At 57.5% G+C, this 22,090-nt stretch carries 26 protein-coding genes and 2 pseudogenes; 9 read left to right on the forward strand and 19 right to left on the reverse strand.

Translation table 11 applies throughout. From position 1 onward, the window contains the following. Positions 1 to 182 precede the first annotated feature (182 nt). Positions 183 to 698 (forward strand): hypothetical protein, encoded by a 516-nt coding sequence (locus tag AC0L17_RS31235; RefSeq protein ID WP_473518590.1) that lies wholly within the window; start codon positions 183 to 185, stop codon positions 696 to 698. Here the strand turns inward: AC0L17_RS31235 and AC0L17_RS31240 are convergent. The 5 genes from AC0L17_RS31240 to AC0L17_RS31260 form a co-directional block, all read right to left on the reverse strand. Next, positions 677 to 1,039, reverse strand: a complete 363-nt coding sequence (locus tag AC0L17_RS31240) for a hypothetical protein (RefSeq protein ID WP_473518591.1) — start codon at positions 1,037 to 1,039, stop codon at positions 677 to 679. The genes AC0L17_RS31235 and AC0L17_RS31240 overlap by 22 nt on opposite strands. A 36-nt stretch (positions 1,040 to 1,075) precedes the next feature. Further along, positions 1,076 to 1,549: a hypothetical protein gene (locus AC0L17_RS31245; RefSeq protein WP_473518592.1), complete on the reverse strand. Its 474-nt coding sequence runs from the start codon at positions 1,547 to 1,549 to the stop codon at positions 1,076 to 1,078. A gap of 172 nt (positions 1,550 to 1,721) precedes the next feature. Next, positions 1,722 to 1,925 carry a hypothetical protein gene (locus AC0L17_RS31250; RefSeq protein WP_473518593.1) on the reverse strand — a complete coding sequence of 68 codons (204 nt, stop codon included), beginning with the start codon at positions 1,923 to 1,925 and terminating at the stop codon, positions 1,722 to 1,724. A 14-nt stretch (positions 1,926 to 1,939) separates the two neighbouring features. Then, entirely contained in the window at positions 1,940 to 2,611 is a 672-nt protein-coding gene (locus AC0L17_RS31255; protein WP_473518621.1) for a terminase small subunit, read from the reverse strand. Continuing rightward, a complete protein-coding gene (locus AC0L17_RS31260) occupies positions 2,521 to 2,733 on the reverse strand; it encodes a terminase small subunit (RefSeq protein ID WP_473518622.1) in 213 nt (70 codons plus the stop codon). Before AC0L17_RS31260 ends, AC0L17_RS31255 begins: the two co-directional genes overlap by 91 nt. A gap of 125 nt (positions 2,734 to 2,858) precedes the next feature. Between AC0L17_RS31260 and AC0L17_RS31265 the strand changes: the two genes are divergently transcribed. The 3 genes from AC0L17_RS31265 (at position 2,859) to AC0L17_RS31275 (ending at position 3,791) form a co-directional block, all read left to right on the forward strand. Further along, positions 2,859 to 3,275, forward strand: a complete 417-nt coding sequence (locus AC0L17_RS31265) for a hypothetical protein (protein WP_473518594.1) — start codon at positions 2,859 to 2,861, stop codon at positions 3,273 to 3,275. 93 nt (positions 3,276 to 3,368) lie between these two features. Next, complete coding sequence (locus AC0L17_RS31270) at positions 3,369 to 3,503, forward strand: YHYH domain-containing protein (RefSeq protein ID WP_473518595.1); 135 nt, start codon at positions 3,369 to 3,371, stop codon at positions 3,501 to 3,503. A 12-nt stretch (positions 3,504 to 3,515) separates the two neighbouring features. Continuing rightward, a complete protein-coding gene (locus AC0L17_RS31275; protein ID WP_473518596.1) occupies positions 3,516 to 3,791 on the forward strand; it encodes a DUF5334 family protein in 276 nt (91 codons plus the stop codon). 11 nt (positions 3,792 to 3,802) lie between these two features. On the opposite strand, the gene AC0L17_RS31280 is transcribed toward AC0L17_RS31275, so the two are convergent. From AC0L17_RS31280 to AC0L17_RS31325, 10 genes and pseudogenes are all read right to left on the reverse strand, one after another. Further along, a complete protein-coding gene (locus AC0L17_RS31280; RefSeq protein ID WP_473518597.1) occupies positions 3,803 to 4,402 on the reverse strand; it encodes a hypothetical protein in 600 nt (199 codons plus the stop codon). After that, a complete protein-coding gene (locus tag AC0L17_RS31285) occupies positions 4,384 to 5,448 on the reverse strand; it encodes a hypothetical protein (RefSeq protein WP_473518598.1) in 1,065 nt (354 codons plus the stop codon). The genes AC0L17_RS31280 and AC0L17_RS31285 overlap by 19 nt, the downstream gene beginning before the upstream one ends. Positions 5,449 to 6,248: 800 nt before the next feature. Next, positions 6,249 to 7,010, reverse strand: a complete 762-nt coding sequence (locus tag AC0L17_RS31290; RefSeq protein WP_473518599.1) for a HEPN domain-containing protein — start codon at positions 7,008 to 7,010, stop codon at positions 6,249 to 6,251. A gap of 912 nt (positions 7,011 to 7,922) precedes the next feature. Continuing rightward, positions 7,923 to 8,126 carry a YegP family protein gene (locus AC0L17_RS31295; protein ID WP_473518600.1) on the reverse strand — a complete coding sequence of 68 codons (204 nt, stop codon included), beginning with the start codon at positions 8,124 to 8,126 and terminating at the stop codon, positions 7,923 to 7,925. 186 nt (positions 8,127 to 8,312) lie between these two features. Beyond that, positions 8,313 to 8,523, reverse strand: a pseudogene (locus AC0L17_RS31300) (transposase); the annotation flags it as partial. 149 nt (positions 8,524 to 8,672) lie between these two features. Beyond that, positions 8,673 to 9,569 (reverse strand): hypothetical protein, encoded by an 897-nt coding sequence (locus AC0L17_RS31305; protein ID WP_473518624.1) that lies wholly within the window; start codon positions 9,567 to 9,569, stop codon positions 8,673 to 8,675. Between the two features lie 22 nt (positions 9,570 to 9,591). Beyond that, a pseudogene (locus AC0L17_RS31310) lies at positions 9,592 to 10,030 on the reverse strand (transposase family protein); the annotation flags it as partial. A gap of 59 nt (positions 10,031 to 10,089) precedes the next feature. Further along, positions 10,090 to 10,266 (reverse strand): DUF6074 family protein, encoded by a 177-nt coding sequence (locus tag AC0L17_RS31315; protein WP_473518601.1) that lies wholly within the window; start codon positions 10,264 to 10,266, stop codon positions 10,090 to 10,092. 214 nt (positions 10,267 to 10,480) lie between these two features. Then, positions 10,481 to 11,710, reverse strand: a complete 1,230-nt coding sequence (locus AC0L17_RS31320) for a M16 family metallopeptidase (RefSeq protein WP_473518602.1) — start codon at positions 11,708 to 11,710, stop codon at positions 10,481 to 10,483. A 151-nt stretch (positions 11,711 to 11,861) separates the two neighbouring features. After that, positions 11,862 to 13,217, reverse strand: a complete 1,356-nt coding sequence (locus AC0L17_RS31325; protein WP_473518603.1) for a M16 family metallopeptidase — start codon at positions 13,215 to 13,217, stop codon at positions 11,862 to 11,864. An 818-nt stretch (positions 13,218 to 14,035) separates the two neighbouring features. Between AC0L17_RS31325 and AC0L17_RS31330 the strand changes: the two genes are divergently transcribed. The 5 genes from AC0L17_RS31330 to AC0L17_RS31350 all read left to right on the forward strand — a co-directional run bounded on the left by AC0L17_RS31330 (position 14,036) and on the right by AC0L17_RS31350 (position 18,049). Beyond that, positions 14,036 to 14,743, forward strand: a complete 708-nt coding sequence (locus AC0L17_RS31330) for a hypothetical protein (RefSeq protein WP_473518604.1) — start codon at positions 14,036 to 14,038, stop codon at positions 14,741 to 14,743. A gap of 306 nt (positions 14,744 to 15,049) precedes the next feature. Further along, positions 15,050 to 16,165: an ATP-binding protein gene (locus AC0L17_RS31335; RefSeq protein ID WP_473518605.1), complete on the forward strand. Its 1,116-nt coding sequence runs from the start codon at positions 15,050 to 15,052 to the stop codon at positions 16,163 to 16,165. Further along, complete coding sequence (locus AC0L17_RS31340) at positions 16,134 to 16,706, forward strand: hypothetical protein (RefSeq protein WP_473518606.1); 573 nt, start codon at positions 16,134 to 16,136, stop codon at positions 16,704 to 16,706. Before AC0L17_RS31335 ends, AC0L17_RS31340 begins: the two co-directional genes overlap by 32 nt. Then, the gene (locus AC0L17_RS31345) at positions 16,693 to 17,154 is read left to right on the forward strand and encodes a hypothetical protein (protein ID WP_473518607.1); all 462 of its coding nucleotides are present in this window, start codon (positions 16,693 to 16,695) and stop codon (positions 17,152 to 17,154) included. Before AC0L17_RS31340 ends, AC0L17_RS31345 begins: the two co-directional genes overlap by 14 nt. A gap of 19 nt (positions 17,155 to 17,173) precedes the next feature. Next, the gene (locus AC0L17_RS31350) at positions 17,174 to 18,049 is read left to right on the forward strand and encodes a PIN domain-containing protein (protein ID WP_473518608.1); all 876 of its coding nucleotides are present in this window, start codon (positions 17,174 to 17,176) and stop codon (positions 18,047 to 18,049) included. Between the two features lie 192 nt (positions 18,050 to 18,241). Here AC0L17_RS31350 and AC0L17_RS31355 read toward each other — a convergent pair whose 3' ends face one another. From AC0L17_RS31355 to AC0L17_RS31370, 4 genes are all read right to left on the reverse strand, one after another. Continuing rightward, complete coding sequence (locus AC0L17_RS31355; protein WP_473518609.1) at positions 18,242 to 19,129, reverse strand: hypothetical protein; 888 nt, start codon at positions 19,127 to 19,129, stop codon at positions 18,242 to 18,244. Positions 19,130 to 19,142: 13 nt separating this feature from the next. Beyond that, positions 19,143 to 19,943, reverse strand: a complete 801-nt coding sequence (locus tag AC0L17_RS31360; protein ID WP_473518610.1) for a TIGR02391 family protein — start codon at positions 19,941 to 19,943, stop codon at positions 19,143 to 19,145. Positions 19,944 to 20,047: 104 nt separating this feature from the next. Then, positions 20,048 to 20,911: a DUF3800 domain-containing protein gene (locus AC0L17_RS31365; RefSeq protein WP_473518611.1), complete on the reverse strand. Its 864-nt coding sequence runs from the start codon at positions 20,909 to 20,911 to the stop codon at positions 20,048 to 20,050. Beyond that, positions 20,908 to 22,068, reverse strand: a complete 1,161-nt coding sequence (locus AC0L17_RS31370) for a hypothetical protein (protein WP_473518612.1) — start codon at positions 22,066 to 22,068, stop codon at positions 20,908 to 20,910. The genes AC0L17_RS31365 and AC0L17_RS31370 overlap by 4 nt, the downstream gene beginning before the upstream one ends. Between the last annotated feature and the right edge of the window lie 22 nt (positions 22,069 to 22,090).

Here is a 22,090-nt window from a genome sequence, read left to right on the forward strand (position 1 = left end):
TTGTCCAGAGGACAAACAGATGTTCGTGCTTCGTTCGACCTTAGCGTGTCTGGGAAAGCAAATCTTGTTCCGACCCCGCAAAGCCACGACCAGCCGGAGGGTTACAACCCATAAACGTAAACCAGATCAACTGGTACGGCGACCTTGAGCACCACTATCTGCTCTCTCCCGACCGGAGCTGGGTGGACAGCCAGCACATTCCCACTTTCGCACAGCTACTCGATAGCTACCGGAGCAAACAGACCAGCGGCATTGTTGTGCTGGACGTAAAGGACCGCGCCTCCATGCAAGAAGTTTGGCGGCTGATGAACAACCACCGGGATAGCCATGGCTCGCTGGCGAGAAACTGGGTGGCGGTGAAGTTCAACGTCTCCACATATCCCAACCCGGCCGATCTCGAGGCGGACCTATTCAAGTACGCTGATCCGCATAACGACAACAGCCAGGAGCCGTTCCTCGGAATTCCTGTGCTGACGAACAACATGCTGGACAAATCCCACAACCTAATCGAGATCGAAAAGAACTACTTGACTAAGGACTACACGCTCGGCGTGGAAGTCAACCTCAACATGAAGAAGGGCCGGTTGCAGAACGCCTACAATCTGGTGGGCCAATCCCGTAAGCCGGTCGGCATCTTCAATCCCATTGCCGATCCCGGAGCGTGGGGCGGCGATGGTCAGAACCGCGCCTTTTCATGAACACCGGACAGTGCTGCTACCGGCTCTGGTCGCTGGCCTTCGGTGATGGCACCGTCGATCGTTGGGATTGGTCGTTTCTTTACGGCAACGGCTGGAAGGCCTTCGATTTCATCACAACGGATGAAGCCGGCAAGATGATCGATGATCTCGCCGCGAAGGGTCTGCGCGGAAACAATAAGGCCATGGAATAATACGCCGACGCACCGCCGACGACGGGCGGTGCGTCGGATTTTGTAAACAGAATCTACACGCCATAAGGTCAGTTCATGCCGTTCAAATGTGCCTTCGTCGCCGCCCTTCTTACCAATCGGGTGCTTGGGCAGGCTTCGACGGCGCATCATTTGGAAACAGGATGCTAGCGTGATCAATCTCAGCCATCACTCGGTCTCATTTTCGCTTTCGGTGGCGAGCAGGATGGCCCATGCCGAAGCCGCAATTTCTGTCACCGACTTGCCCGGACCGGAGAGCCGCGCGCGGCCATCCGTGAGACGGATCAGCTTATCGATAGCCATTACTGCGAGGCCCATCTGCCCTACTGGTCCGACCGACAAATTGACCTGCGCGTACCGCAGGTTCTGCCGGACCATCAGTTCTTCGGCTGCGATCTCGGGCAGAGCGGCGGTCAGTTCGGCAATCGCTGCGTAGACGCGCCTGGTGGCGGCCAGGAGGCGCTTTGCATGACCCTTGGCGATGTCGAAGCGTTGCCGACGTTCGGCCTCCGCTTTGGCCTCTCGTGCGGAGGCTTCGGCCGTTTGCGCTCGCGTCAAAGCGCGGTTGAGGATTAGACGATCAACCGCCAAGCGTTCGATGCGCTGGTTTAACTCAGCTGCCTTCTTGCCCGCTTCGGACACCCCGGCGACTGCATCAGTCGAAATTTTGCCGAAGGCAGCGTCGAGATCGGCGACAAGGATATCCAGCGCGCCGACCCTCTCCAGGATGTGTGATGATGTGAGGCTGGTCATCTTAGGCCACCCCCGCCCAGGCCGACGCGGCCAATTCGGCAATCGTCTTATCGCCGTCGACTCAGGGCTTCCCCATCTGGTCTAGCGCCACCAGCGCAAGACGTTCTTGATAGGCGCGGAATGGTTCGGAAGCGGGCCGCTGCTTCCTGATTTCGGCCTCAGCGGCGTCGATGACAGCCTTGGCGGCGCGGACCTGACCAATGAGAGTGTCAAGCTCGGCAGCCTTCGTTTGGATAGTCGCGATTTTGGTTGCTATGTCAGCCATAGTTTTCCCTTCTCTCAGGTGTTACGGCGGGCGCTCAGAAACCCGTCCGCATCGTTTTCGTAGTCGCAATCGGCCTGTGCGGGCCGCTCGGGCCACGCGATCGGCGATACGTAAGGATCGGGCGGCTTGGCAGGTGTGATCGCCGATTTGAGCGGAGCCTTAGGCTTCGGTTCAACGGCCTGTTTCGGCGGAGGCGGCGGGGCTGATGCCGGCTCGATGATTGGGGCGGGTACTGTATCTTGCACCTCCCGTTGTTTCGCCCGCACCAGCCGATCGGCCAAGGCATCGAGCCCGCCAAGCTCAAGCTTGTCGTTGTAGAGCGTGAGGTGACGCGCAAGCTGATCGAGCGCCTTGCTCTTGTCGGCGAGCTTGAGCGTGAAATTCTGGTTGCGGTCATAGCCCCAGCCGACGATTGCGCGGCGCACGTCTGCCGGCAGTTTGAGGATGTCGACGGCGGAGGTTATTCCGCTTAACGCGTATCGCTTGCCATCGATCGCAACGATGCCTTCGCCCTCAAACGGCTCATCGCCGTCTAATTCCCGCAATACGCCAACCAAGTCGCCTGGATCGTAAAGCGCCATGGTGGCGATCTCTTTCAGGACGCGTTCGGCCGTGATTTCGAGCTTTTCGGAGCGTTCAATCTTGGCCGCGTCGATCGCTGCGATGATCTCCGGATTTTCCAGCAGTCTGGGGCCGGCAGTGTCTGCCCCTCTTCTGAGTATCCGGCGCGGATCGCCGCCTGAGTTGCGTTCAGGTCGATCAGGTATTCCCTGACGAAGCGTGCTTGTTTTGGCGTGAGCTCGGACATGAGCAATTCTTGATGGGCGAATGGTTGGTTTGACCACCAAGAGAATTAGAACCCACATTTCCCCACATAGTCACTTGAACGGTTGCGCCGTTGAACTTATAGGTTGCGAACGCAGGGGGTGCTACATGAAAGTGCAGACAAGGGTCGGCGCGGTAATCGCGCTGTCGATTTTGGCTGGGTGCCAGACATTTGAAAATATCGATGCGGGCCTTAGCTCGTTACGCGGGCAACCATACCAGGCAGCATTTAACGTTCTCGGCTTTCCCGATGCGGAGAGCACGATAGCCGATAAGCGTGTTTTCACGTGGGGAAGCCGGAACGTCGGGTCATATACCTTTCCAACCTTTAATTCGAGCACGGCCTATGTGAACGGGAAGCCGATCCGCATTCAGACCCAAGGCACAGCCACCCAGACCTACGACTATCACTGCAGGATTGACGTGATCGTTGGATCATCCGGCATGATTGAATACACCAAGTACGATGGCAACATCGGCGGCTGCGAAAGGTATGCACGCCTGCTTCGTCCCAAGTCTCAGTAGCAGTGCTGCTAGCTTTCTTTCAATGCCGCCTGTCCGGCCTCTTGACTCTCGTCGGGATTGAGCGCCGAATGACAGTATATTACGGAGGGTGGGATGAAACATTTGACTTTGGTTCTTAGTATTCTTCTTGGCGCCTATAGCGTTGTCCCGGCGTTCAGCCACGGTGGCGGAACAGACTCAAACGGTTGCCACACAAACCACAAAACTGGCGAGTATCACTGCCATTAGGGGAACCTTGTTATGATCAAATGTGTTGCGCTCACAATCGGATTAATTTTGAGCACGTCCGATGCATATGCTTGGGATGGAACGGATACGACGACTGGCGAATCGGTTGAGATTGGCAAGGGTAATCTTGTTAGGACGGGCAGGGACATAGAAATATTTGACAGTGGTGCTGGCGAATATCGAGACGTAACTGTCGAAAGCATTCGGCGGTACGGATCAACAGTTGAGGTCGAGGTCTACGACAACGAAAGCGGCGAGTACCGGACCCTTGAGATGGAAGACGACTGATCCAGATGGAGTCAATCGTGGTGGTTGACGACGTCCGTCAGAAAATACAGTGCCCAGAACACCGTGGTAGTAAACGCGCTCAGCAAAAGGAATAGTGCTGCGGCGAAAATCTGAGACAACACCGAGCCGATCGACGGGTAATCGATAAGCATAGCGACCGCTGTCGGTCTTGCGAATGTCGCGATAGTGATTACCAGAAATGCCACCAAGCCCAAGAATGACAGATACCCAAGAAGGTGACAAACAAACTGACGCAGCGACAGTGATTTCCCGTCCAGAAAAATTCCTGATCCTACGGCTCTGCGATCAAGATGAGCGCCTGGCGAGCCCATGGCAACCGAAGCCAGCGCTCCAATCAAGAATGGCACTGCCATTATGAGAAATGACTGAGCGCTCGTGAGGATGCCCTCGACGCCAAAAAGCGAAGGCTTTGGATCTAAGAGATTATAGCAGATCCACAACACACTACCGGCCAGGAATGGAATCGTAATGTCGTAGCGGCCTTTTTCGGCGGCCTCGATCCGTAGATATCGAACAGGCGCCAGCAGCCGAAGCCTCCTAGGGCTTTCGGTAACCTCGATGTCCTGGAGTCCTACTTTGCGAGTTGCCATAATTCATCCCGATCCAGCAATTCCCTCATTTGATCACGAATTTCGGTCGAAATTTCGTTCACCCATTTGCGCGGCTCGCTTTTGGTGAAGATCGACTCTCGAGGACACATAAGGAGGTCGGCCGCACTGGCAAGGGCTGGATGGACCACTCCTGACACTTGGTCGCCCTTTAGATGTCGGAAATACATCTTTGTTTCGTAACCACGCTTTTGGTACCAGTCCTTTAGTGACTGCAGCCATTCTTTCTTATGAAGGGGGTCCTCCGGTCCTTGTTTCGCCGATATCTTGACCTCGACGGAGGCGTACACGTCCTCGTGAGAAACCGCCGTAGCCTGCGCTATCGCTTGCTTTTCCGACCGGTTGGTGAAGATCACATGCGAGAGCTGTTTTCCATCCTTGGAACCGAACAGCGAACGGCCCACGTCAGCAAACAATTCAAGCTTGGGATAGTACTGGTATTCCTTCACCTTGTCCTTTTTTGCGACCCCTGCCACAACCACCGAAAATATCCATTCATTGGCCTTGGCGTTGCGCCGTAATTGGCGGGAAAGAAGGTACTCGACGTTCCGCCTGGTGACGTTGCTCATTGACTCTATCGCGCAGCGATAGTTACCGTCGTCGTAAGCCTCACCCTTCGGGAGCCTTACCATGTGAGCCGAGAATGATCCGCGCTCGTTTTCGCTGCCCGACAGATCGCGTCCCTCGTATTTCACAATGTCCACTACCGGAAAGCTTTTCACAGAATTGTCAATGAAATCCAGAAGCAAAGTTACGTAGGTCCAGGAATCATTTTCAAATTTCGACAACTGGGCCACTCGAATGAAATTTTTTCCGTGGTTCGAAGCAATCCTTTCCTTGTCATCGTCGTCATCGTTTTCTGCATCGAAGAATTCAATACAAAGGTTGTCCTTGATCCTTTTAGTAAGGATTTCAAAGAGTTCATCGCCCGAATGTGTAGGAGGCTTGTGCTCTTGCGGAGCACGAGTTGTCGATCGGCTGATAAGCCGGTTCAAAAGTATGATGCGCTCATGAGACTCTGCTGACAAACCCGCCCCTCCAGATCAGAAGCGGATAAAAGCAGAAATCCAATAAAACGCTAGCGTGTCGAGCAGATGACATGGTGATAACTGTAAAATCGGTCCCATTGCAAAAACCTACCGGCAAACAGTTGAGCGGGTGCGCTGCTATGATCGGGCCGCCACGTTTGTTGTCCGCCAAGTCGGTCTGCTGAGGTCGGCGCGGAATGACAGCTTGCCACGTGCCGAATTGCCGAAGAGGATGCGCCTGAATTCCGGGGGTAATATTCCTATGACAAAGCCGTTCTTGATCGGCGCGTTATGCGCCATGGTACTTACGCCATGTTCCGTGAGGGCCGAAACGATATGCCGGGTTTCAGAGCTTAGCCCGCAACTCGCGACATTCGGCGACCCGCGTTGTGAGGGAAGTCTGACGCCTGACGAGGCGATTGAATGCGTGAACTACCTGGCTGAACAAGTTGATGAGGAACACCACAGAGCCGAGCTTGTTACCACACAGGCCGAGTGCCTTTGCAAGGCTCTCAATGAACTGATGAAAGGGTTCGGAAGCTACAACAGACTAAACGGGGCATGTTCGGTCGAGCGGTAGCGACGGCGCTACTTCCTGCGGTGCAACTTACTCGCGAATATCGAGGCGATTGTACAACTTCGGATTTCCGGATTTCCCGGATTTGCTACATCTAAACGCGGGAATTTAGCAGTAGACACGTATATGTACGTGGCCATACTGCGAAATTCTTAGACATGGCTGAAATCGATCCGGAAAATCCAGCAATCCGGGCGGACCGCAAAGTGCGAAATGATGTCTGCTAGCTCTTGGCGCGCAGTTTGGTCAGATCGTAGCATGCCTGCTTGATGTCTCTTGGGATGTGAACGTACACGCTCACGTCGTCTACTATCTCGGGATGAAGCCAAAGGGGCGAATTGGTGATCTTCAGCGGAGCCGGAACATTGAAAATCCGCTCCCTCCGCCGTTTCCCGTAGCAAAGGTTTTTCCATACCAAGGCGGCGCGGGCAGGATGCTTTGTGTCGGCTAGAATGCGCTCAAGCACTCCACCGATCGTAAAAGCCTGACGATTTGATACTGCGTCCAGCAACTCTTTGACCAACCGATCTCGGTCACCAACCGCAGTCTTTCCGTCTCGCCCTCGCGCCAACCTCCTTTGGCAGTACCGCCGAATCTCCCACACCGCCTGATCGAGCTTTTGTAATTCAAGGCCACGAACAAATTGAGACGCTTCCAGATATCTCCATCGGCCGGTTTTGTCGATGAATTGGATGAATTCCCTGGTGACATCCGACAAGCGAAATTCGAATGGCAAACCTAGATCGAGAAGGCCTAGCGCCTTCTCTAGATCATGACAAATCTTTGGCGCCGGTATCCGGTGGATCAAAAGAATGAACTTAAAATACTTCTCGATCGCCTGCTGACTCTGCCACAGAAACTGAGACACCAGGCGATTTCTGCTGCTGAGCCGAGCACTGATGTAATCGTGATCTGCGATGTCCAGGAAGGATCGGAGAGCGAACCTGTCGAGTTCGAGGTCTAGGTCGATCGGCTCATTTGACATCGCACAGATCTATCGCGGGCGTTGAGGAATAATAACTGGCCGCGAATTCACTAAATTGTAATGTGAAGCTATCGGCCCCGAAAAGGTCTTTTAGCCGTGCAAGAAACTTCCGTCGAAGAACCCCCATCAGTTCCCAGTGGGTGGGGATCATAGCCTCGGGTGGCAACGAAGTCACGTGCAATTGCCGGTGGCCAGGTAGTCTTTCCTCGTTTCTCACCAAGTCACTGGTTGCCATGCCGCACACGTCACCAGTTTCGAGCGACGGTATGTTCAAATAGGTGGGGAATAGGATGATCTGAACTCCCGCCAAGTGAGCAAAGGCTGTCTTTGCCGGCAAGTCGAATTCGAAAGGGTCGAAATCAGTCCTTGCGGCTAAAACACTGTACATGAAAATGGCCCTTGATGGATCAAAGTTTCCAACTTGGACGACGGTGTCCTTTGGATTTGGCGTTCAGAACGCGGTTGTTGCTAAAGAAGACGGGCAGTCGTCTGGCGTAAATGGGCCAAAGCAAGTGGTCGACTGTGTTGGGGATATAGGCGATGTTATGGTGGTGTCAGTGCCCGACTTCGTTTCGTGGACGGAATAGTGTTGCTCGACAAATTCAACCAATCCCCCGGCTTCTTCAAAGAAGCGCGGGGTTGCCGCAATTAGGACGAGGCTTTTGTCTGCGCGTTCGCGAACAGAAAACAGTTCAATCTAACTGCCGTCCATCAGCACCGTGAACCGTGTTTTAGGTTTGTAAGCCATCGATGCGAGGCCCTAAATAGGAAGCCATGAGCGATACAATTCAGACGACGCAAAATTCAACGAGACGCTAAAGCGGATGCTCTAAGCAAGGCCTCACGCCGACAAAAAGAAACCGGACGGCCCTCCCGCCAAGAAAGGCCATCCGGAGAAGCAGTGACCTAGATCTAACTAGCGGCGTCGGCAGTAGCCCAAACGGGCATGCCACTGCTGCCCTTCACAAGGTCGATGCCATGCTGGCAATCGGCCTTTCGCTTATACCCCTCGCCACTGTCGGCAATTACCAGCGTGTTGGACGCCTGATAGCGCCACCTGTATTCGCCGATGTTGTCTTTATAGATCAGAAAAGAAGGGTAGGGACGTTCAGCCATGGTTTCCCCCGAATTAAGTTATGGTCTTTCTCCTACTGCTACGAAGGGCGGGCGTTACTCTTTTGAGATTTCCAGCGCCTTCGCAGCAAGATGCGGAAGCTAGAGTAAAAGCACTAGAGAACGCAATATGGAGGGCCCGATTATCCCCTTCGTTTGCGCCAGCGCAGAAATGCGGCCGCCTTCTGCTTAGGCGTGACTGGCTTCACCAATCCGCCGAAAGGTAAGGCGCTTGCCTTCGATCATGGCAAGCAACTGGTCGTGGCGTTCGGTGTCAGTCACCTTGAGCGCTGCGCGGCGATTGTAGCGGAAATCGAACTCGGCAAGGTAGCGGTGCAAGTGAGCCTCGCCGCAATGGCTGGTAAACGCCAACCATGCCGCGCTTGAACACTGAAAACACGCCTTACCTTACTGGCACGCGCCGGTGGGCGTGCCAGTCCCACCTTCCCCCCAGTTGAAAGCCGCGTCATACCGCGCCGATCATCACTAGGAAAGGGGCGCGCGCGCGCGCCAAGGCTTTTCACCAGCCCAGCTAACTCAGGTTCCGGATTACCAGACAGAATGATTGTGACCCTCGCCGGCCACGCGCCAAACAGTGCTATTGCTGGTGCTGTCACGAGGCAGTTGTTCGATCCATCGCTCGCCGATCCGCGTTGCGGCATATCGCGCCAGATACCTCCCGAACCGCTTCGATGAAAATACTCCGCTTCGTTCGATGAAGCCAGCGAGTGCTTCCCTGAGAAGTGGGCTATCCGCAACCCGGAGGGCGATGTCCCGCGTCGTGAAGGGACCGTTCGGCAGCGCATCGATGATCTCCGCAAGTTCGTCCTTCTCCGGGTCCGCTGCTCTCTGAGCGGCGACATCGCCCCGGCAATCGGCTAGCCCGAGCCAGATTAAGGAAGATCGCACCAGATCGCTCCAATCTTCAAAGCCGCCCATGGGGGAGGCTCTGTTAGGCGTGCCCGCCGACAAATAGGCGCGCTCGACTGTCAGTGCCGCCGCAACAAGCTCGGGCCGCTTGCGCATGGCCAAGTCAATCGCGTCGAACTCGAAACGCCGCTCCTCAGGCCGCTCGCATTTGGCGTCTAGCCGGATTTGGATCGTGCGCCGGTTCAAATCACCATAGACCGTGAGATTGTTTCCCGTGGCGCAAATCAGGCTGGTCGCTGGAATGCGGACGTTCTTTGATGAGCCGAGTACGCGAACCTGAACCTCATCTTGTGTGAGCATCTGGCAAAGCTGGTCGCTGCGCAGGATGTGGGTAATGTTGTCGATGCTCATGATTTGATCGCCCGCGAGCGCGCACGCGCCGATCCGCTTCTCAAGTTCTGCTTCGTCGGGCGTTAGCGTGATGACAGCTGCGCGCCGCCCCGTCGCCATGATCGCCGCGATATCGACCACCAAGCTCTTGCCAGTTCCGGCAGATGGAGCAGACACGGCGAACATGGGTGCGGTCTTCCGGCTGGGGCGCGGCATCCCGCTTCAGTTGCCGCAGGATGGTGTCGTCACTGACCGGCATGCCGAGCCGTTGCATGAGGCGTTCGCCAGGACGTCCACCCGTGCTATGGCCGAGCAAGCCGACAATCTCCACGACCCTCGTCGTCCTGCGCGCATAAGGGGAAGCAACCGTCGGGAGTCGATCAGTGAACGTTTGTCGCTCACATTTCTGATGTGCACATCGCCAGCGGCTCAGCAGGAGCTTCACCGTCACGGGCTTGCCCTGGACCGGCAGATCCTGAAGGCTGCGGTTGGACCCAGCCATGCCGACTTCGGCTTCGCCGGCCACAATCGGGGCAAATGCCGATCGCTGGTCCGGCAGCGGAAACAACCCAACTGTGATCATCAGTGAGCGCGACACCCAGAATTCTGACCCCTGGGCCGGGCGACCATTTCGATTTCGTTCGCATGCCCGCCCATAGCGATAGCGTCGCTAACAGCGGATGAACCACACAAATTGAGGAAGACCCTAATTAAGTGCCAAGCGACAGCAGCTCAGGATCACGAACCAGCGAGCGCGCCAATGCAACGCGCTGCTGCTCGCGTCCTCCCCGTTCTTGGATTCCAGCACCCGGGCGATAGATTCGACCAATTTCCGCCGACGATGCAGCGGAAACGCGCTTATGTTTGATTCACCATCGATCACCTCATACCTTCAGTCTCGCGAACAACCGTCGCGGGTTAAAAAATTTCGTTAACAGCACCTTTTTTTGGACATCCGGGGAATCGCTCGCCCGAACCGGCTAACGCATCGCAAGACCGCTCAAACCGCTCCGCGGGGCCTCATTAGCCCACCGAACCGGAATTTCGGTCCCTGCGAAAAGCGTCCCAAGGGGAAGGAAGCGATATGGGTCCTGGGCTTATCCTTTGCCTCCTAGCGGCGGGCCGATGACCATAATGGCGGGCTCGGCGGAAAGCAGCTTCTTCGCCGCTGCCTTGACCTGGTCAAGTGTCACCTGATCGATGAGGGCGGCGCGGCGCTGAATGTAGTCTATGCCGAGACTGTCGAGCTGCCACTCGAGGAGCGTGGCTGCAATCGAGCGGGAGCAACGCAGATTGCGTATGGCATAGGCGCCGATCAGATATTTCTTGCTCGCATCGAGCTCGGCGTCCGTCGGACCCTCTTGAGCCATCTGCCTCGCCACCTTGCGCACCAGGCTGAGCGTCTCGGCGGCACAGTCCGAGCGCGTCGCCGTCTCGATGATGATCGCGTTGGAATGCTGGTAGTCGACCAAGCTGGAGTTGGCGCCATAGGCAAGGCCGCGCTTTTCGCGCACCTCCTGCCACAGGCGCGACCTGAAAGGCGCGCCGCCGATGATATCGTTCAGCAGCTCCGCGGCATAGAAATCCGGCGCGCTACGCTTCACGCCAGGAAAGGCGAGCTGCAGCGACGTCTGCGGCAGGTCGTAGTCGACCTCCACCAGCTGGCCGAGCTTGGGATCGACATCGGCGACGGGGACGAGCGTCTGCTTCTCAAGCAAATCGCCGAACAACTGGTCGAGCTTTGTACGCAGCGTCGTCGCATCGATGTCGCCGACCACCGCCAAATGCAATCCGTCGCGGCCAAAAGTGGCCTTGTGGAAGGCGTTGAGATCGGCCGGTGTGATGCCCGCGAGGCTCTCTTTGGTACCTTCGGCCGGCCTCGAATAGGGATGCGCGCCATAGATCGCGCGCGGCCATTTGCGCCAAGCGATCGCCTTGGGGTCGCGCTCATTGGCGATGATGCCGGAAAGAATCTGGGCGCGGGTGCGGTCGATCGCCGCCTGGTCGAAGCGCGGCCTGTTGACCGCGAGCCGAAGAAGCTCGAAAGCGGCGTTCTGCTGTTCAGACAGCATGCGCATCGAGCCATAAATGCCGTCGCGCCGGGCCTGAAAGCCCATCTCGGCCCCGGCATCGTCGAGCTTGACCTGGAAGGCTTCGCTGTCGAGATCGCCGGCGCCCTCGTCGAACAGGGCGGTCATCAGATTGGCGAGCCCCTCCTTGGCGGCCGGATCCTGCGTGGTGCCGCCATCGAAGACGAACTCGATGGCGATGATAGGCACCGCATGGTCCTCCACCAGCCAGGCGTTGATGCCGTTTTCAGATCTCAACTCCTGAATGTTCAGGCGTTGATCGCCGGCCAGAAGAGGCAGAGAGTGGCGAGGAGAAGGGTCCCCCGCGGCGTAGCGAGGCGCGCGGCCCTCCTTTGTCCGTGGGGAGCGCGCCTGTGCAAAGACGCCACAGCGTTGGCCCGTCATCACATCACGTCTCCGTCTTGGGCAAGAGATAGCCCGTGGTTGAATGCTCAGGCACGAGATAGCCCGCGGCGACCGCCTTTACCTGGTCGGGGGTGACCTTGCGGATGCGGTCCGGCCGTTCCTCGACATCCCGGACGCTGCCGCCGGTGGTGAGCATCGCGCCGTAGATGTTGGCCATCGAATACTGATTGTCGCGGGCGAAGATCATCGAGCGGACGAAACGATCCTTGGCCTTCTCCAACTCGTCATCGGTCACACCCTCCTCGACGATGCGGGCGATCTCGGCATGGGCCGCCGCCTCCAGATCAGCGAGCTTGGCATCGCCACGCGGCGAGCCGTAGATGGTGAACTTGGTGGCATCCAGCATGAGGCCCCGGAAATAAGCGCCGGCCTGGGCGGCAATGCCCTGTTTCACCACCAGTTGCTGGTAGAGCCGGCTGCGGTTGCCGCCGCCGAGGATTTTGCCCAGGAGGTCCAGCGCTTCCGCTTCGCCCGGCTTCGCAGTGTGATAGGAGGGAACCACCCATTGCGTCGAAAAGTTCGGCACGCTGACGCGCGCGTCGGTCAGCGTCACTGTGCGCCTGGTGTTCTGCTCCGGCTCGACCGGGCGGAAGCGCGGCGGCAGGTCGGGACCGCACGCGACCTTTCCATAGATCTTCTCGGCCAGCGCCTTCACCGTCTCCGGCTCCACATCGCCGGCCACCACCAGCACGGCGTTATCGGGCCTGTAATATTTGTCGTAGAAGGCCTTGGCGTGCGTGCGGTTTAGCTTCTCCATCTCCTGCATCCAGCCGACGATCGGGATGCGGTAAGGCTGGTTTTGCCAGAGCGTGGCGTCGACCTCCTCTTCTAGAAGCGTCTGCGGATCGTTGTCTACGCGCAGACGGCGCTCCTCCATGATTACCTCGCGCTCGGTCTCAATATCATCGTCGGTGACGACGAGGTTGACCATGCGATCCGCCTCGAAGCTCATCATCTGCTCCAACGCCGAAGGCGCCACCGTTTCGAAATAGGCCGTACAGTCGTTGGACGTAAACGCATTGATCGAGCCGCCGATGGCCGAGACGGCGCTGCCAAGCTCGCCGGCTGCATGGTTGGCCGTTGCAGCCTTGAACATCAGATGCTCCAAGAAATGGGCGATGCCAGATTTGCCCGGCGGCTCGTCGGCGCTGCCGGCCTTGTACCACACCATATGGGTGACGATCGGCGCACGGTGATCGGGGATGACGACCACTTCCATGCCGTTGTCGAGCAGGAAATTCGTCGCCTTGCCGTCGCCGCTTGCGGCCAGAGCCGGAGCGGTCGTCAGCAGGGTGGTCGCAGCAGGCATCCTGCGCAGCCCGTCAGACAAAACGTTCATCGATGGCTCCGGTTGTGGTGGTGGGACAAGAGGCAAGGTGGGGGCAAGTGAGTTACTCCTCAGTTTGAACACGCTGCGTCCTGTCTCCCCATCGTGGGAGAAGGTGGATCGGGGGCAGCGTGGATCACCGCGCATGCACCGTGCCAAATGACAAACCGTTCAAACGCAAGGAGATTGATATGACTACTACGTTGCCTTCCCGACATTGTCGGACATTGGAGAACGCGAACGCAAAGCGCTCGCGGCATTTTGCGATATCTTGCGGTGCGGAAGGGATTTGAACGTGCTGCCGCGGAGGGGATAGGATGCTCCTCGAACTGCCCGCTGGTGGCGTTCGAATTGAGTGGCGAAGCTTTGAAGGCCTGGAGGCGATGGTGATCGCGCGGAACGCTATCCTCGATAGTAGGCCAGGGTCGCAACGAGCAGAGCCAGCCAGGAGCGTGGCCGGTAGGAACAGGAGCCGGCCGAGCCACTCGCAGTGGAAGGGTGCTGAATCTAGCATCCCCGCTCGAACAGATGAACGAGCGCCCCACCGATATTCGGAAATTGGCCGGAGCCGCTTAAGCTGAACGCATTGCCGCCGTAGCAGGTGCTGTTTATCAAAGCTCGAATTTTAGTGTCGGGGTCTTCTCGACTTCTTAGGGGCAGGCGGCGGCGTGCCCTCACGCTCGGCGATCACCGAACCGCCGGAGCCGGTCGCTCGACACTACCAGACGCCATCGGATTATCCGATCGGCTATTTTCTCTGGCCTGAGCTCGATTTCGACGTCCTGCTGTTCGCCTTCCGGGCCGGCGAAGACGCGACGCCCCCGACGTTCATGACGAAGGCCGACTTCGTGGACGATTCGAATGATGCAAGGGGCCTCAATACCAGTCGGATGTGGTCAATGATGGAGGCGCTTGGCCGCAAGCTGCGAATGGCCGCGGCAGCTGACGATCAAACCGCGGCGACTTTGCGCGAACTTCTTCCCGCTCCACCAGCCGACGATGGGCAGAGCGGCCTAGCGTTCCTGCGCCTCGTCTATCCAGCCACCGGACGGACAGACGAAACCCAGACGGCAACCATGCAAAATGCCGTTCGCTTGGCGGATGCAATCCTGCCGAGAGGATCGGTCCTCTCGCCAGCGCTAGATGATCGCCTCAATGAGGCCACGCGTCTGTTGTCGACAAAGCGTGTTCAGCCGGTACTTAATCTGTCGATGGTGAATGGGTCGCAACCGCAACTGATGACTGCGGTTAGGCTCGAGGTTCTCGAAATTCTTGGCGCTTTCAGCGCGCTTGAATCGGGCCCACTGACGCCGATCGATACGGTTCAGTTCGATCTCGGCACGGAACCCGAGACCATCGTCAAATCGCTCGCAACGCCAATCAAGGTCGCGGCGAACGACGCGGTCGCGATCCGCGTCCATCTTCGCTCCAAATTCATGTTCGGCTATCTTTGTCGAATGACGCTTTTGGCGGGAGACATTGTCGTCGGCCACAGTGCCGACTTCCTCGTCGACTTCGGCTTTCAGCCGCAGAAATAAACTCGTCATTGGCGGCTGTCGGCTGAGTGACCGGTCGTGGCATGCCCTCGCTGATCCTGGGGTCACGCGGCCAGCAAGTCCAGCAGGCCCTCACACGACGACTTGCCAGCCTCTTGGTGGCAGGTTGTGGTGACCGACACGCACAGCCTTCCTTCGATCCTCCGCGCCGCGGTGCTGGTCGGCGCGCTTACGGGAGATGACCGGGAGAGGACGGAATCGGACATGGGGAATTGTTTAGGCTTCCGTCGTTTGACGATAGACCGAGAAATACTCGCCGCGTAAAGTTGCAAGTAGTGGGGATAAAAGATGCCGTCGTTGAAAACAAATCTCGTCAAGAGAATTGACCGACTTCCAAAGCCTACCAATGCTGCTGATGCCATGCAGCCTCTTTTCGAGGCAATCAGTAATTCGATTCACAGCACACAGGATCGGTTCAAGAAAAACGTCGCAACCAAAGGGAAGATCATTGTCACGCTCACCATGGCGCGCCGGCAGGCGCCGGCAAAGATTGTGGTCGAAGACAATGGCGTGGGGCTCGACGGCAGAAACTATGAGGCTTTCACCACCACCGATACCGACAACAAGATTGCGCGCGGAGGCAAGGGCGTTGGGCGGCTACTGTGGCTGGATTGCTTTGAAGCGATCAAAGTATCCAGTACGTCGGTAGAAAATAATCTCCCTAAGCGCCGGAAGTTTCGCTTTGTCCTGTCCCAGGCCGAGCAAATCCAGGACTATGAAGAGAGTGGAGTCGACGGCGGTGCACCCGACACCGGGGTGATCGTTGAGTTTGATGGGCTGCGCGACAATGGCTATCGCGCAAAGTTCCCGGGTCGCCCAGCGTATGTTTTTCAGCATTTCACGTCACATTTTTTGCCGACCTTCATCGGGTCGCGCTCGCCTCGCATCACCGTGCACTGCGGTGACGAAACCCGCCACTATCCGGAGGAGATCAATTCGATTATCCATCGCCGGGAAACCATCGAGAACATTCCAACTACTGACTATGGGCCGCTCACTCTGACGCTGATGGAGTGCGACAAGGTCGCGAGCGCGGATCTGCAGGGGTCGCACTTCGTCCATTTCATAGCGCATGACCGAACAGTTCATTCCCAAAAGATCGACGGCAAGCTGGGCCTCAAGTATTTTGGGGCGAGCGAAGACCGGGTATTTCATGCCGTTCTCACCGGCAAATTCCTGGACGACAACGTCAATCAGGAACGCACGAAGTTCCAGTTCGAGGACGCGGTCCTCGATCGCATCGTAAGCGACGTCTGCACACCGCACATTGAGAAGTTCCTGGCGGAGCCGTTGCAAGCGCTGCGCCAGGATCAGCGAACCAGGGTCAAGGCAATCACCGAATCTTACCCATCGGTTGCATTCGGCGACGTCGATGAGCTGCAGGATAACGCTCCCCTCGGGTGAGCTAAACGATGATGCGATCTACGGCCATCTGACGCGCGAGCGCTATCGCCGGGATCAGCGCCAAGCGGAAAAAATTCGGGCGGTGCTCGAGCGATTGAAGAAGCCGTCCGTCGACGTTAATTCGTTTGCGAGCGCAATCGAGGCCGCCGGCAAGGCAATCGAAGAGGCGGAGCAGAAGAGCCTCACCGAGTACATCGTTCGCCGAAAGGTCGTGCTCGATTTCATCGAGATCCTGCTCGAGAAGGTTCGCGATGATACGCGGGACAGCAGCTATCAGCGCGAAGACATCCTGCACTCGTTCATCTGCCCGCTGAGGGTCAACACCCTGTCTGATGGCCCCAGGAAGTTTGTGCCGGCAGCGTCGCATGACCTCTGGATAATCGACGAGCGATTGACGTTTGCCCAGTATTTCAGCTCGGATGAGGAATTCCAGAATCTCTCTGATGTCAGTCGCCAGCGACGAGCGGCCGGATGTTCTGATTTTCGATCACGTACACGGCCTGCGCCAGACCGAGGATCCCTCGCGCGTGCTGCTCGTTGAGTTCAAGCGCCCGGGACGAACCAGCTATGCTGCGGACGAGAATCCCCAGCATCAGGTCGAGCGCTATGTGCGTCGGCTGCTCGAAGGGGGGAAGGTTGACGTCAAGGGGCGCCCCATAAAGCTGAAGGAGGACACAGTCTTCTATTGCTTCATAGTTGCTGACATCGTGGGCAAAATGGACGACTGGACCTATTCGTGGGACCGCACGGCCGATGGGCGGGGGCGCTTCTACCAGCCCCGTTCGGGTTTCAAGGGGTCGATCGAACTCATTGCGTGGGACACCCTCCTCAGCGACGCCAGAGAGCGGAATCAGGCCTTCTTCGATCGCGCCGGCATTTCTGGAAAGAGCTTCTTTGTAGAGGCGCGGGAAACATCCCACCAGCGCCTGCGGGCCGAGGACGAATTAGCCGCCGACACGATGTCGTCGGCCGACGCGGCTACTGTGTGACCGCGGCGGGGAGAATCGCATGCCGATTTACGATGCAGACGAGCTCAGGGGACTCATCGCCGAAGGCCAGATCGTAAGATTTACCCTCGACACGAACGTCATCGATGGGCTTAACACCAACGGCAACCTCGACAATCGCATCCTGCTGAGCATCGAAAATCTGAAGACCAAAAAGGTTGCCACCATTCTTTCCGATATCGTGGCGAACGAAGTGCGAGCTCACATGACGCTGCGCCACGCAGCCGCCCACGATCAGCTAGCGTCCACGTTGAAGCCCTATAGCAAAATCTGGAAAGAGCACGCGGGCAATGTAGAGGAGCTTAGTGCCAAGCTGGCGCCAGCGGACGCGATCGGCGCGCATGCCGAAGCCCTTCTCAAGGCATTTTGCGAGAAGGTGGGCATTGAGATTGTCTCCTCAAACGAGGCGATAGGCATGGCTGAGTTGATGGAACGCTATTTCCAGAACCAGCCACCTTTCGCCGGCTCCGACAAAAAACACGAATTTCCGGACGCCATAGCGCTCGCGGGCCTGGATAAATGGTCACAAGAGCACGGCGCTGTTCTGGCCGTTAGCAAGGACAAGGGTTGGGCTGCCTACTGCAACGACAGCGAATATCTGTACTGCGGCGACGATCTGGGAAAAGCTCTGGCGCTGTTTCATGAGGACGAGGCAATCGTCGCGCGCTGTCTTGCTTCCTTCGGGGAGGAGCCTGATGGTGACTTCGCCAGCGAGATCCTTGCGGCAATCCAGCGCGACCTCGATGACCTCGACTTTGAGGTCGAGGCTTCAGCATTCATGGAGTGGGACGCCGAAGTCGAGGAAGCGGCATTGACTCCATCGAGTATGTTGGTGGGCAGGAGCAGCGGATCGTCGCCTCTGATGCCCAGAGCGTGACTTTCCTGGTTCCCGTCAACGCAAAGGTGAGGATCCAATCTGGTTTCAACTTTTCCATTCGCGACAGTATCGACAACGACTACGTATCTCTTGGAGGCTCGATGAAAGAAGTCTCAATCGACCATCGTTATCAGGTGACCGTGACTATCAGCGGGAAGGGAAGCGATAGCATTGAAATTGATGATGCCGTAGTTAACCCGGCGACAAGGTTGCGCGCGGTCGATTTCGGCCATGTGGAACCGTTCTACGAGCCGGAGCCGGACTGAACACGGGAGTAGGGCGAAGGCTACTATTTCGAGTCAGTGACGAACAGGACCTGTGCGCGCCCTGGCTCCAGGCTTCCAAGCCAATGATTGCCGCCATTCCGCTAAGGCGATCTCTGGCGCGCCCGAAGATCTGGCGCTCGCGCGAGTCCGCCAAAGTTCCTGCGGCGTTCTCGTCGCGTGCCCGCTCGTACAGCATCTTGATGGAATATTCGAGCGGGGTTCCAGATTCTCGGACCTTGGTGGCGACATCGGCCGCAAACTCCTCCGGTGGGTGCCTTGGCAGTTTCGAAGGTTCGGAGCAGACATATTGCCGGGTTTGATCGTAGACGACTCTATGACGTCCTGCAGCATGGCCATGTGCGGCAACGCCAGCGCCAATCTCCGAAGGTTTTATCAGCACGGATCGTTCCATAACCTTGTCTGCCTGAAAGGCTCGTTCGAACTGCTTCCACGTCGAAAGCTTGGGTGCGACGTAATAGGTTTCGGCGCCGGCTGCCTCAAACTCCGCGAGCCGTAAGAACTGGTGTGCCGACGTGTCGACGTTGAAGCGCCAGAAGGGCCGGTCGAGAGCAGGAATGGATTGTGAAGGAGAGGCGCGCTTGAAGCGTTCCAGCAAGTGGCCGAGCTTGAACTGAAGGATCACGACACGGCCCTTGTCCTTGAAGCCCACATCAAAGCCGATTTCCTTCTCATGCAGCAGATTGGGCAGGAAGGGGGTGGGAGACAAACCGACGCTATTCATGAGCGCCAACGTCTCCCTTGTGACGCCAAATCCATAGGAGAATTCCGACAATCGCTCCTGCAGGTTAATCATTGCCGCCCTCCAATTAGACCCGCGCCGGCATGACCGCAGCGTCAATACGGCGATGCATGAGTGAAACCATTGAGAACAAATCCTCGGCATCCTCCTTCGACATCTGCCAATGAATCCTGGGGGCATGAGCCGCGGGGTTCCGAAACATGCTAAAAGTGCCTTTCACCAAATTGCAGAATCCTCGTTGCTCACTCCTTTCGCTGTCGGTCATGAGTGTGTTTATGACTAACATCGGTACGTCTCCACCGAACGCGCGGTCCACGAGAGATGCTCCGTCGTCGGTGAGACCTGTTCGCTGGCGGATCTTGTCGGCAACGCTTTTCACGGCTTCCAGGACGGCGTGGAAATAGTTGTCGGAAAGCAGCTCCTCCCGACAAAACATCAACACATCAGGATGGACGCCGCGGGTCGTCAGCTCGGCCCTTAGCTCGCGCGCGCGCCGTGTCGCCTCTGATAAGGTCTGGGCTGCGTCGACAGGGCCCAGTTCCCCAGAGGCGGCGACGGCCAGTCCAGCAAATGCCAGAGCGCGGTTCAAGTTAAGCCGCATCGGCTCGAAGCGTTCGGATTCGCGGGCGAACCGCTCCGGCTTCATCGCCTTGCGGATGAATGCGATGACGTGGGTGCGGGCGCCACGCTTGTTCTGGTCGTTAGCAAAGGCATTGTACAATCTGTGTCGCTTGGTCATCTGGGGATCGGTATCAATGATCTTGACCGTGGCCAGCAGATGTCCGATTTCTGAGCCGGTGAGGCCGTCGGCGGTATCGCCCAACGCGTCTGCGATTGCTTGCAGCTGTGATTGCGTGAATGCCTTCATAGGCGTTCCCCCTCGGTCACCTCGAAATTATTGACATCGTCCCCGGTTGCGCCTATCTGTCCACACGGAGGCTTTGTGAGCGGAAACGCGAGCATTGCCTTTTTTTATGCCGGTTTCAGTCCGGTTGGACGCAAGTCCTGGATGTGTTTGAAGCCCCAGATTTTCTCTCCACCTTCGGTCTCGCGGCTGAAACGGAGGCGCTTTACGCGATTGACGAGCGGGGACAATTCCTCGCGGGACTCAGCGTTCATCCCTTTCAAGCGCAGTCCCCAGCTGATGACGTATGCGACGATATCGGTAAGCTGAATCAGGGTGGTGAGATCACTGTGAACGAAGAACGGTTCCGGGATGATGAGCCGGGAGCGCGTCCTGCCGTTTCGGGTCTTGATGAAATAGCTCGCGACTTGACCGAGAAGGACATGGCTCTTTGCCTTGTCGAGTTCGTCGAAGATGAGATAGCCCATCGGGTCGCCAGGCGTTCCGTTGAGAAAGTAATAGAAGCGCTCAAACAGGAAGGCGTAATCCTTTCTCATAGCGTCGTCATTGGGCGGCCGTACGGCGTCTTGCGGCGCCATAGTCGCAAAGGCAATGGCATCGTGTTGATGTGCGAGCTTTAGTACGAAGTCGCAGTAGGCAATCTTAGCTTGTGCAAGCGCGGTCAGCCGCGCCTTGCTCACGGCGGTGCCATCAAGAAGGATTTCCCGAGCCAAGGCCGTCCGCTGGGCGGGCTCAATTGGCGGCATTTGCGCAGCCAGGCGGAACGTCTTTCTTGGCAGCAATTCCTTTGCCTTGGCTTCTTGTCCATAGGCTTGGTAGAGCCGCAGCCCGAAGAAGTGCTGCTGTGCGTCCGACAACTGCCGGATCAACGGCCAGATCTTCCTGTCCTCGATCGCCACACCGGCCAGGACCTCGTAGGGGGAGTGCTTCTGATCCTGCCCAGATTCGTCGATGAACAGCGCCCAGCTCATGCAGTGTCCTCGCCACCATCAACGTCATCGATGCGAGTAGCGGCGATCAGGGCATTAAGAACCAACTCCTTCCAGATCTGGTTCAAGCCGCTTTCAACGGAACGTCGCGCAGAATCAAGATTCTCATTGGTTCGGAACCAATCATCGAGAATGCTCGCGATGTTGTCGCGATATCCTGCGCCCTGGCCCCAGCGCTCGACGCAAGCGCGCCATAGCTCGTTGGCCTCATCGAGCTGAGGCTTGAAGGCGGCGCGGCCGAGAGCGAGGGCCTGTGCGAGGAATTCCTGCTCCCATTCCTTCATTTCATCACGCAGCCCTGCAAGGGCCTGCGTTACGTCCGGGAGGTGTGCAAACTGGACTTCCAGATCACCGATTATCTCGTCGATACCGACAAAGGCCCTCAAGCTGCGCGCGGCGGCATCCGACCGCACGCCGACGCCCAGTAGGTGGTGGACGGAGAACTGCGACCAACCACCCCGTCTGTTCATGGAGGCAGCAATCGAGCTTGCGGTACCCATGCGGGTTTGCTCGATCAGGTTCTGATGCGCGGACTGCACCGACATTGGCAATTCTGCCTTTCGTGCGACAAAGCGATCCACGGCGTCGGCAATCTGACGCCTCGCTTCAAGCGACGCTGCGGCATGGGCGTCGTTTACAAGTGCGCTGGCGCCTGCCGACAGCTGGTGCGCCCGGTGATGGTATCGACCGCGCAGCCGACCGATCTGGTCATTCAGATTCTTCCATATGCCCGCAGGGCTTTCCTGCAGCGCGTTGTAAAAGTAGATCGGTACCTCTGGCAGCCCCTCGCGGGCCAGCGCATCCCGGGCCTGATCCTCCCTGATCATGTAGCCATCCTCTATCGTCAACGGCGTGGCACCGTCGTCGCCGCGAACGCTCATGGCTTCATCAAGCCAAGGGAGGATGACGATGCTCAGTCTCTCCCTTTCGACAGCGTCTGAACGGGTGTCGTGTACTTCGCGAAGCAACGACATCGGCTTCTCACCAGGCGCGTCATTGAAGCGTGAGCAGAGAACTGTCAGGGTGCGAATATCGTCGATCCGCTCTCGCAAATCCGGGCGTTGCGTCGTGCCTTCGATACCTTTGGTGTCGAGAATGCTGATGTCGTATGGCGAGCTGCTAAGGACCTTGGAGGGCAAGAGGACAGTGATGCGGTTCGGA

This window comes from Mesorhizobium sp. WSM4829, from assembly GCF_055811475.1.

Bases quoted from the DNA above. Each gene is read 5' to 3' on its own strand.
- AC0L17_RS31295 (WP_473518600.1), bottom strand. From the start codon at position 8,126: ATGGCTGAACGTCCCTACCCTTCTTTTCTGATCTATAAAGACAACATC.
- AC0L17_RS31330 (WP_473518604.1), top strand. From the start codon at position 14,036: ATGACGAAGGCCGACTTCGTGGACGATTCGAATGATGCAAGGGGCCTC.
- AC0L17_RS31240 (WP_473518591.1), bottom strand. From the start codon at position 1,039: ATGATGCGCCGTCGAAGCCTGCCCAAGCACCCGATTGGTAAGAAGGGC.
- AC0L17_RS31265 (WP_473518594.1), top strand. From the start codon at position 2,859: ATGAAAGTGCAGACAAGGGTCGGCGCGGTAATCGCGCTGTCGATTTTG.
- AC0L17_RS31350 (WP_473518608.1), top strand. From the start codon at position 17,174: ATGCCGATTTACGATGCAGACGAGCTCAGGGGACTCATCGCCGAAGGC.
- AC0L17_RS31355 (WP_473518609.1), bottom strand. From the start codon at position 19,129: ATGATTAACCTGCAGGAGCGATTGTCGGAATTCTCCTATGGATTTGGC.
- AC0L17_RS31325 (WP_473518603.1), bottom strand. From the start codon at position 13,217: ATGAACGTTTTGTCTGACGGGCTGCGCAGGATGCCTGCTGCGACCACC.
- AC0L17_RS31250 (WP_473518593.1), bottom strand. From the start codon at position 1,925: ATGGCTGACATAGCAACCAAAATCGCGACTATCCAAACGAAGGCTGCC.
- AC0L17_RS31280 (WP_473518597.1), bottom strand. From the start codon at position 4,402: ATGGCAACTCGCAAAGTAGGACTCCAGGACATCGAGGTTACCGAAAGC.
- AC0L17_RS31360 (WP_473518610.1), bottom strand. From the start codon at position 19,943: ATGAAGGCATTCACGCAATCACAGCTGCAAGCAATCGCAGACGCGTTG.
- AC0L17_RS31275 (WP_473518596.1), top strand. From the start codon at position 3,516: ATGATCAAATGTGTTGCGCTCACAATCGGATTAATTTTGAGCACGTCC.
- AC0L17_RS31290 (WP_473518599.1), bottom strand. From the start codon at position 7,010: ATGTCAAATGAGCCGATCGACCTAGACCTCGAACTCGACAGGTTCGCT.
- AC0L17_RS31305 (WP_473518624.1), bottom strand. From the start codon at position 9,569: ATGTTCGCCGTGTCTGCTCCATCTGCCGGAACTGGCAAGAGCTTGGTG.
- AC0L17_RS31335 (WP_473518605.1), top strand. From the start codon at position 15,050: ATGCCGTCGTTGAAAACAAATCTCGTCAAGAGAATTGACCGACTTCCA.
- AC0L17_RS31365 (WP_473518611.1), bottom strand. From the start codon at position 20,911: ATGAGCTGGGCGCTGTTCATCGACGAATCTGGGCAGGATCAGAAGCAC.
- AC0L17_RS31270 (WP_473518595.1), top strand. From the start codon at position 3,369: ATGAAACATTTGACTTTGGTTCTTAGTATTCTTCTTGGCGCCTATAGC.
- AC0L17_RS31340 (WP_473518606.1), top strand. From the start codon at position 16,134: ATGAGCTGCAGGATAACGCTCCCCTCGGGTGAGCTAAACGATGATGCG.
- AC0L17_RS31260 (WP_473518622.1), bottom strand. From the start codon at position 2,733: ATGTCCGAGCTCACGCCAAAACAAGCACGCTTCGTCAGGGAATACCTG.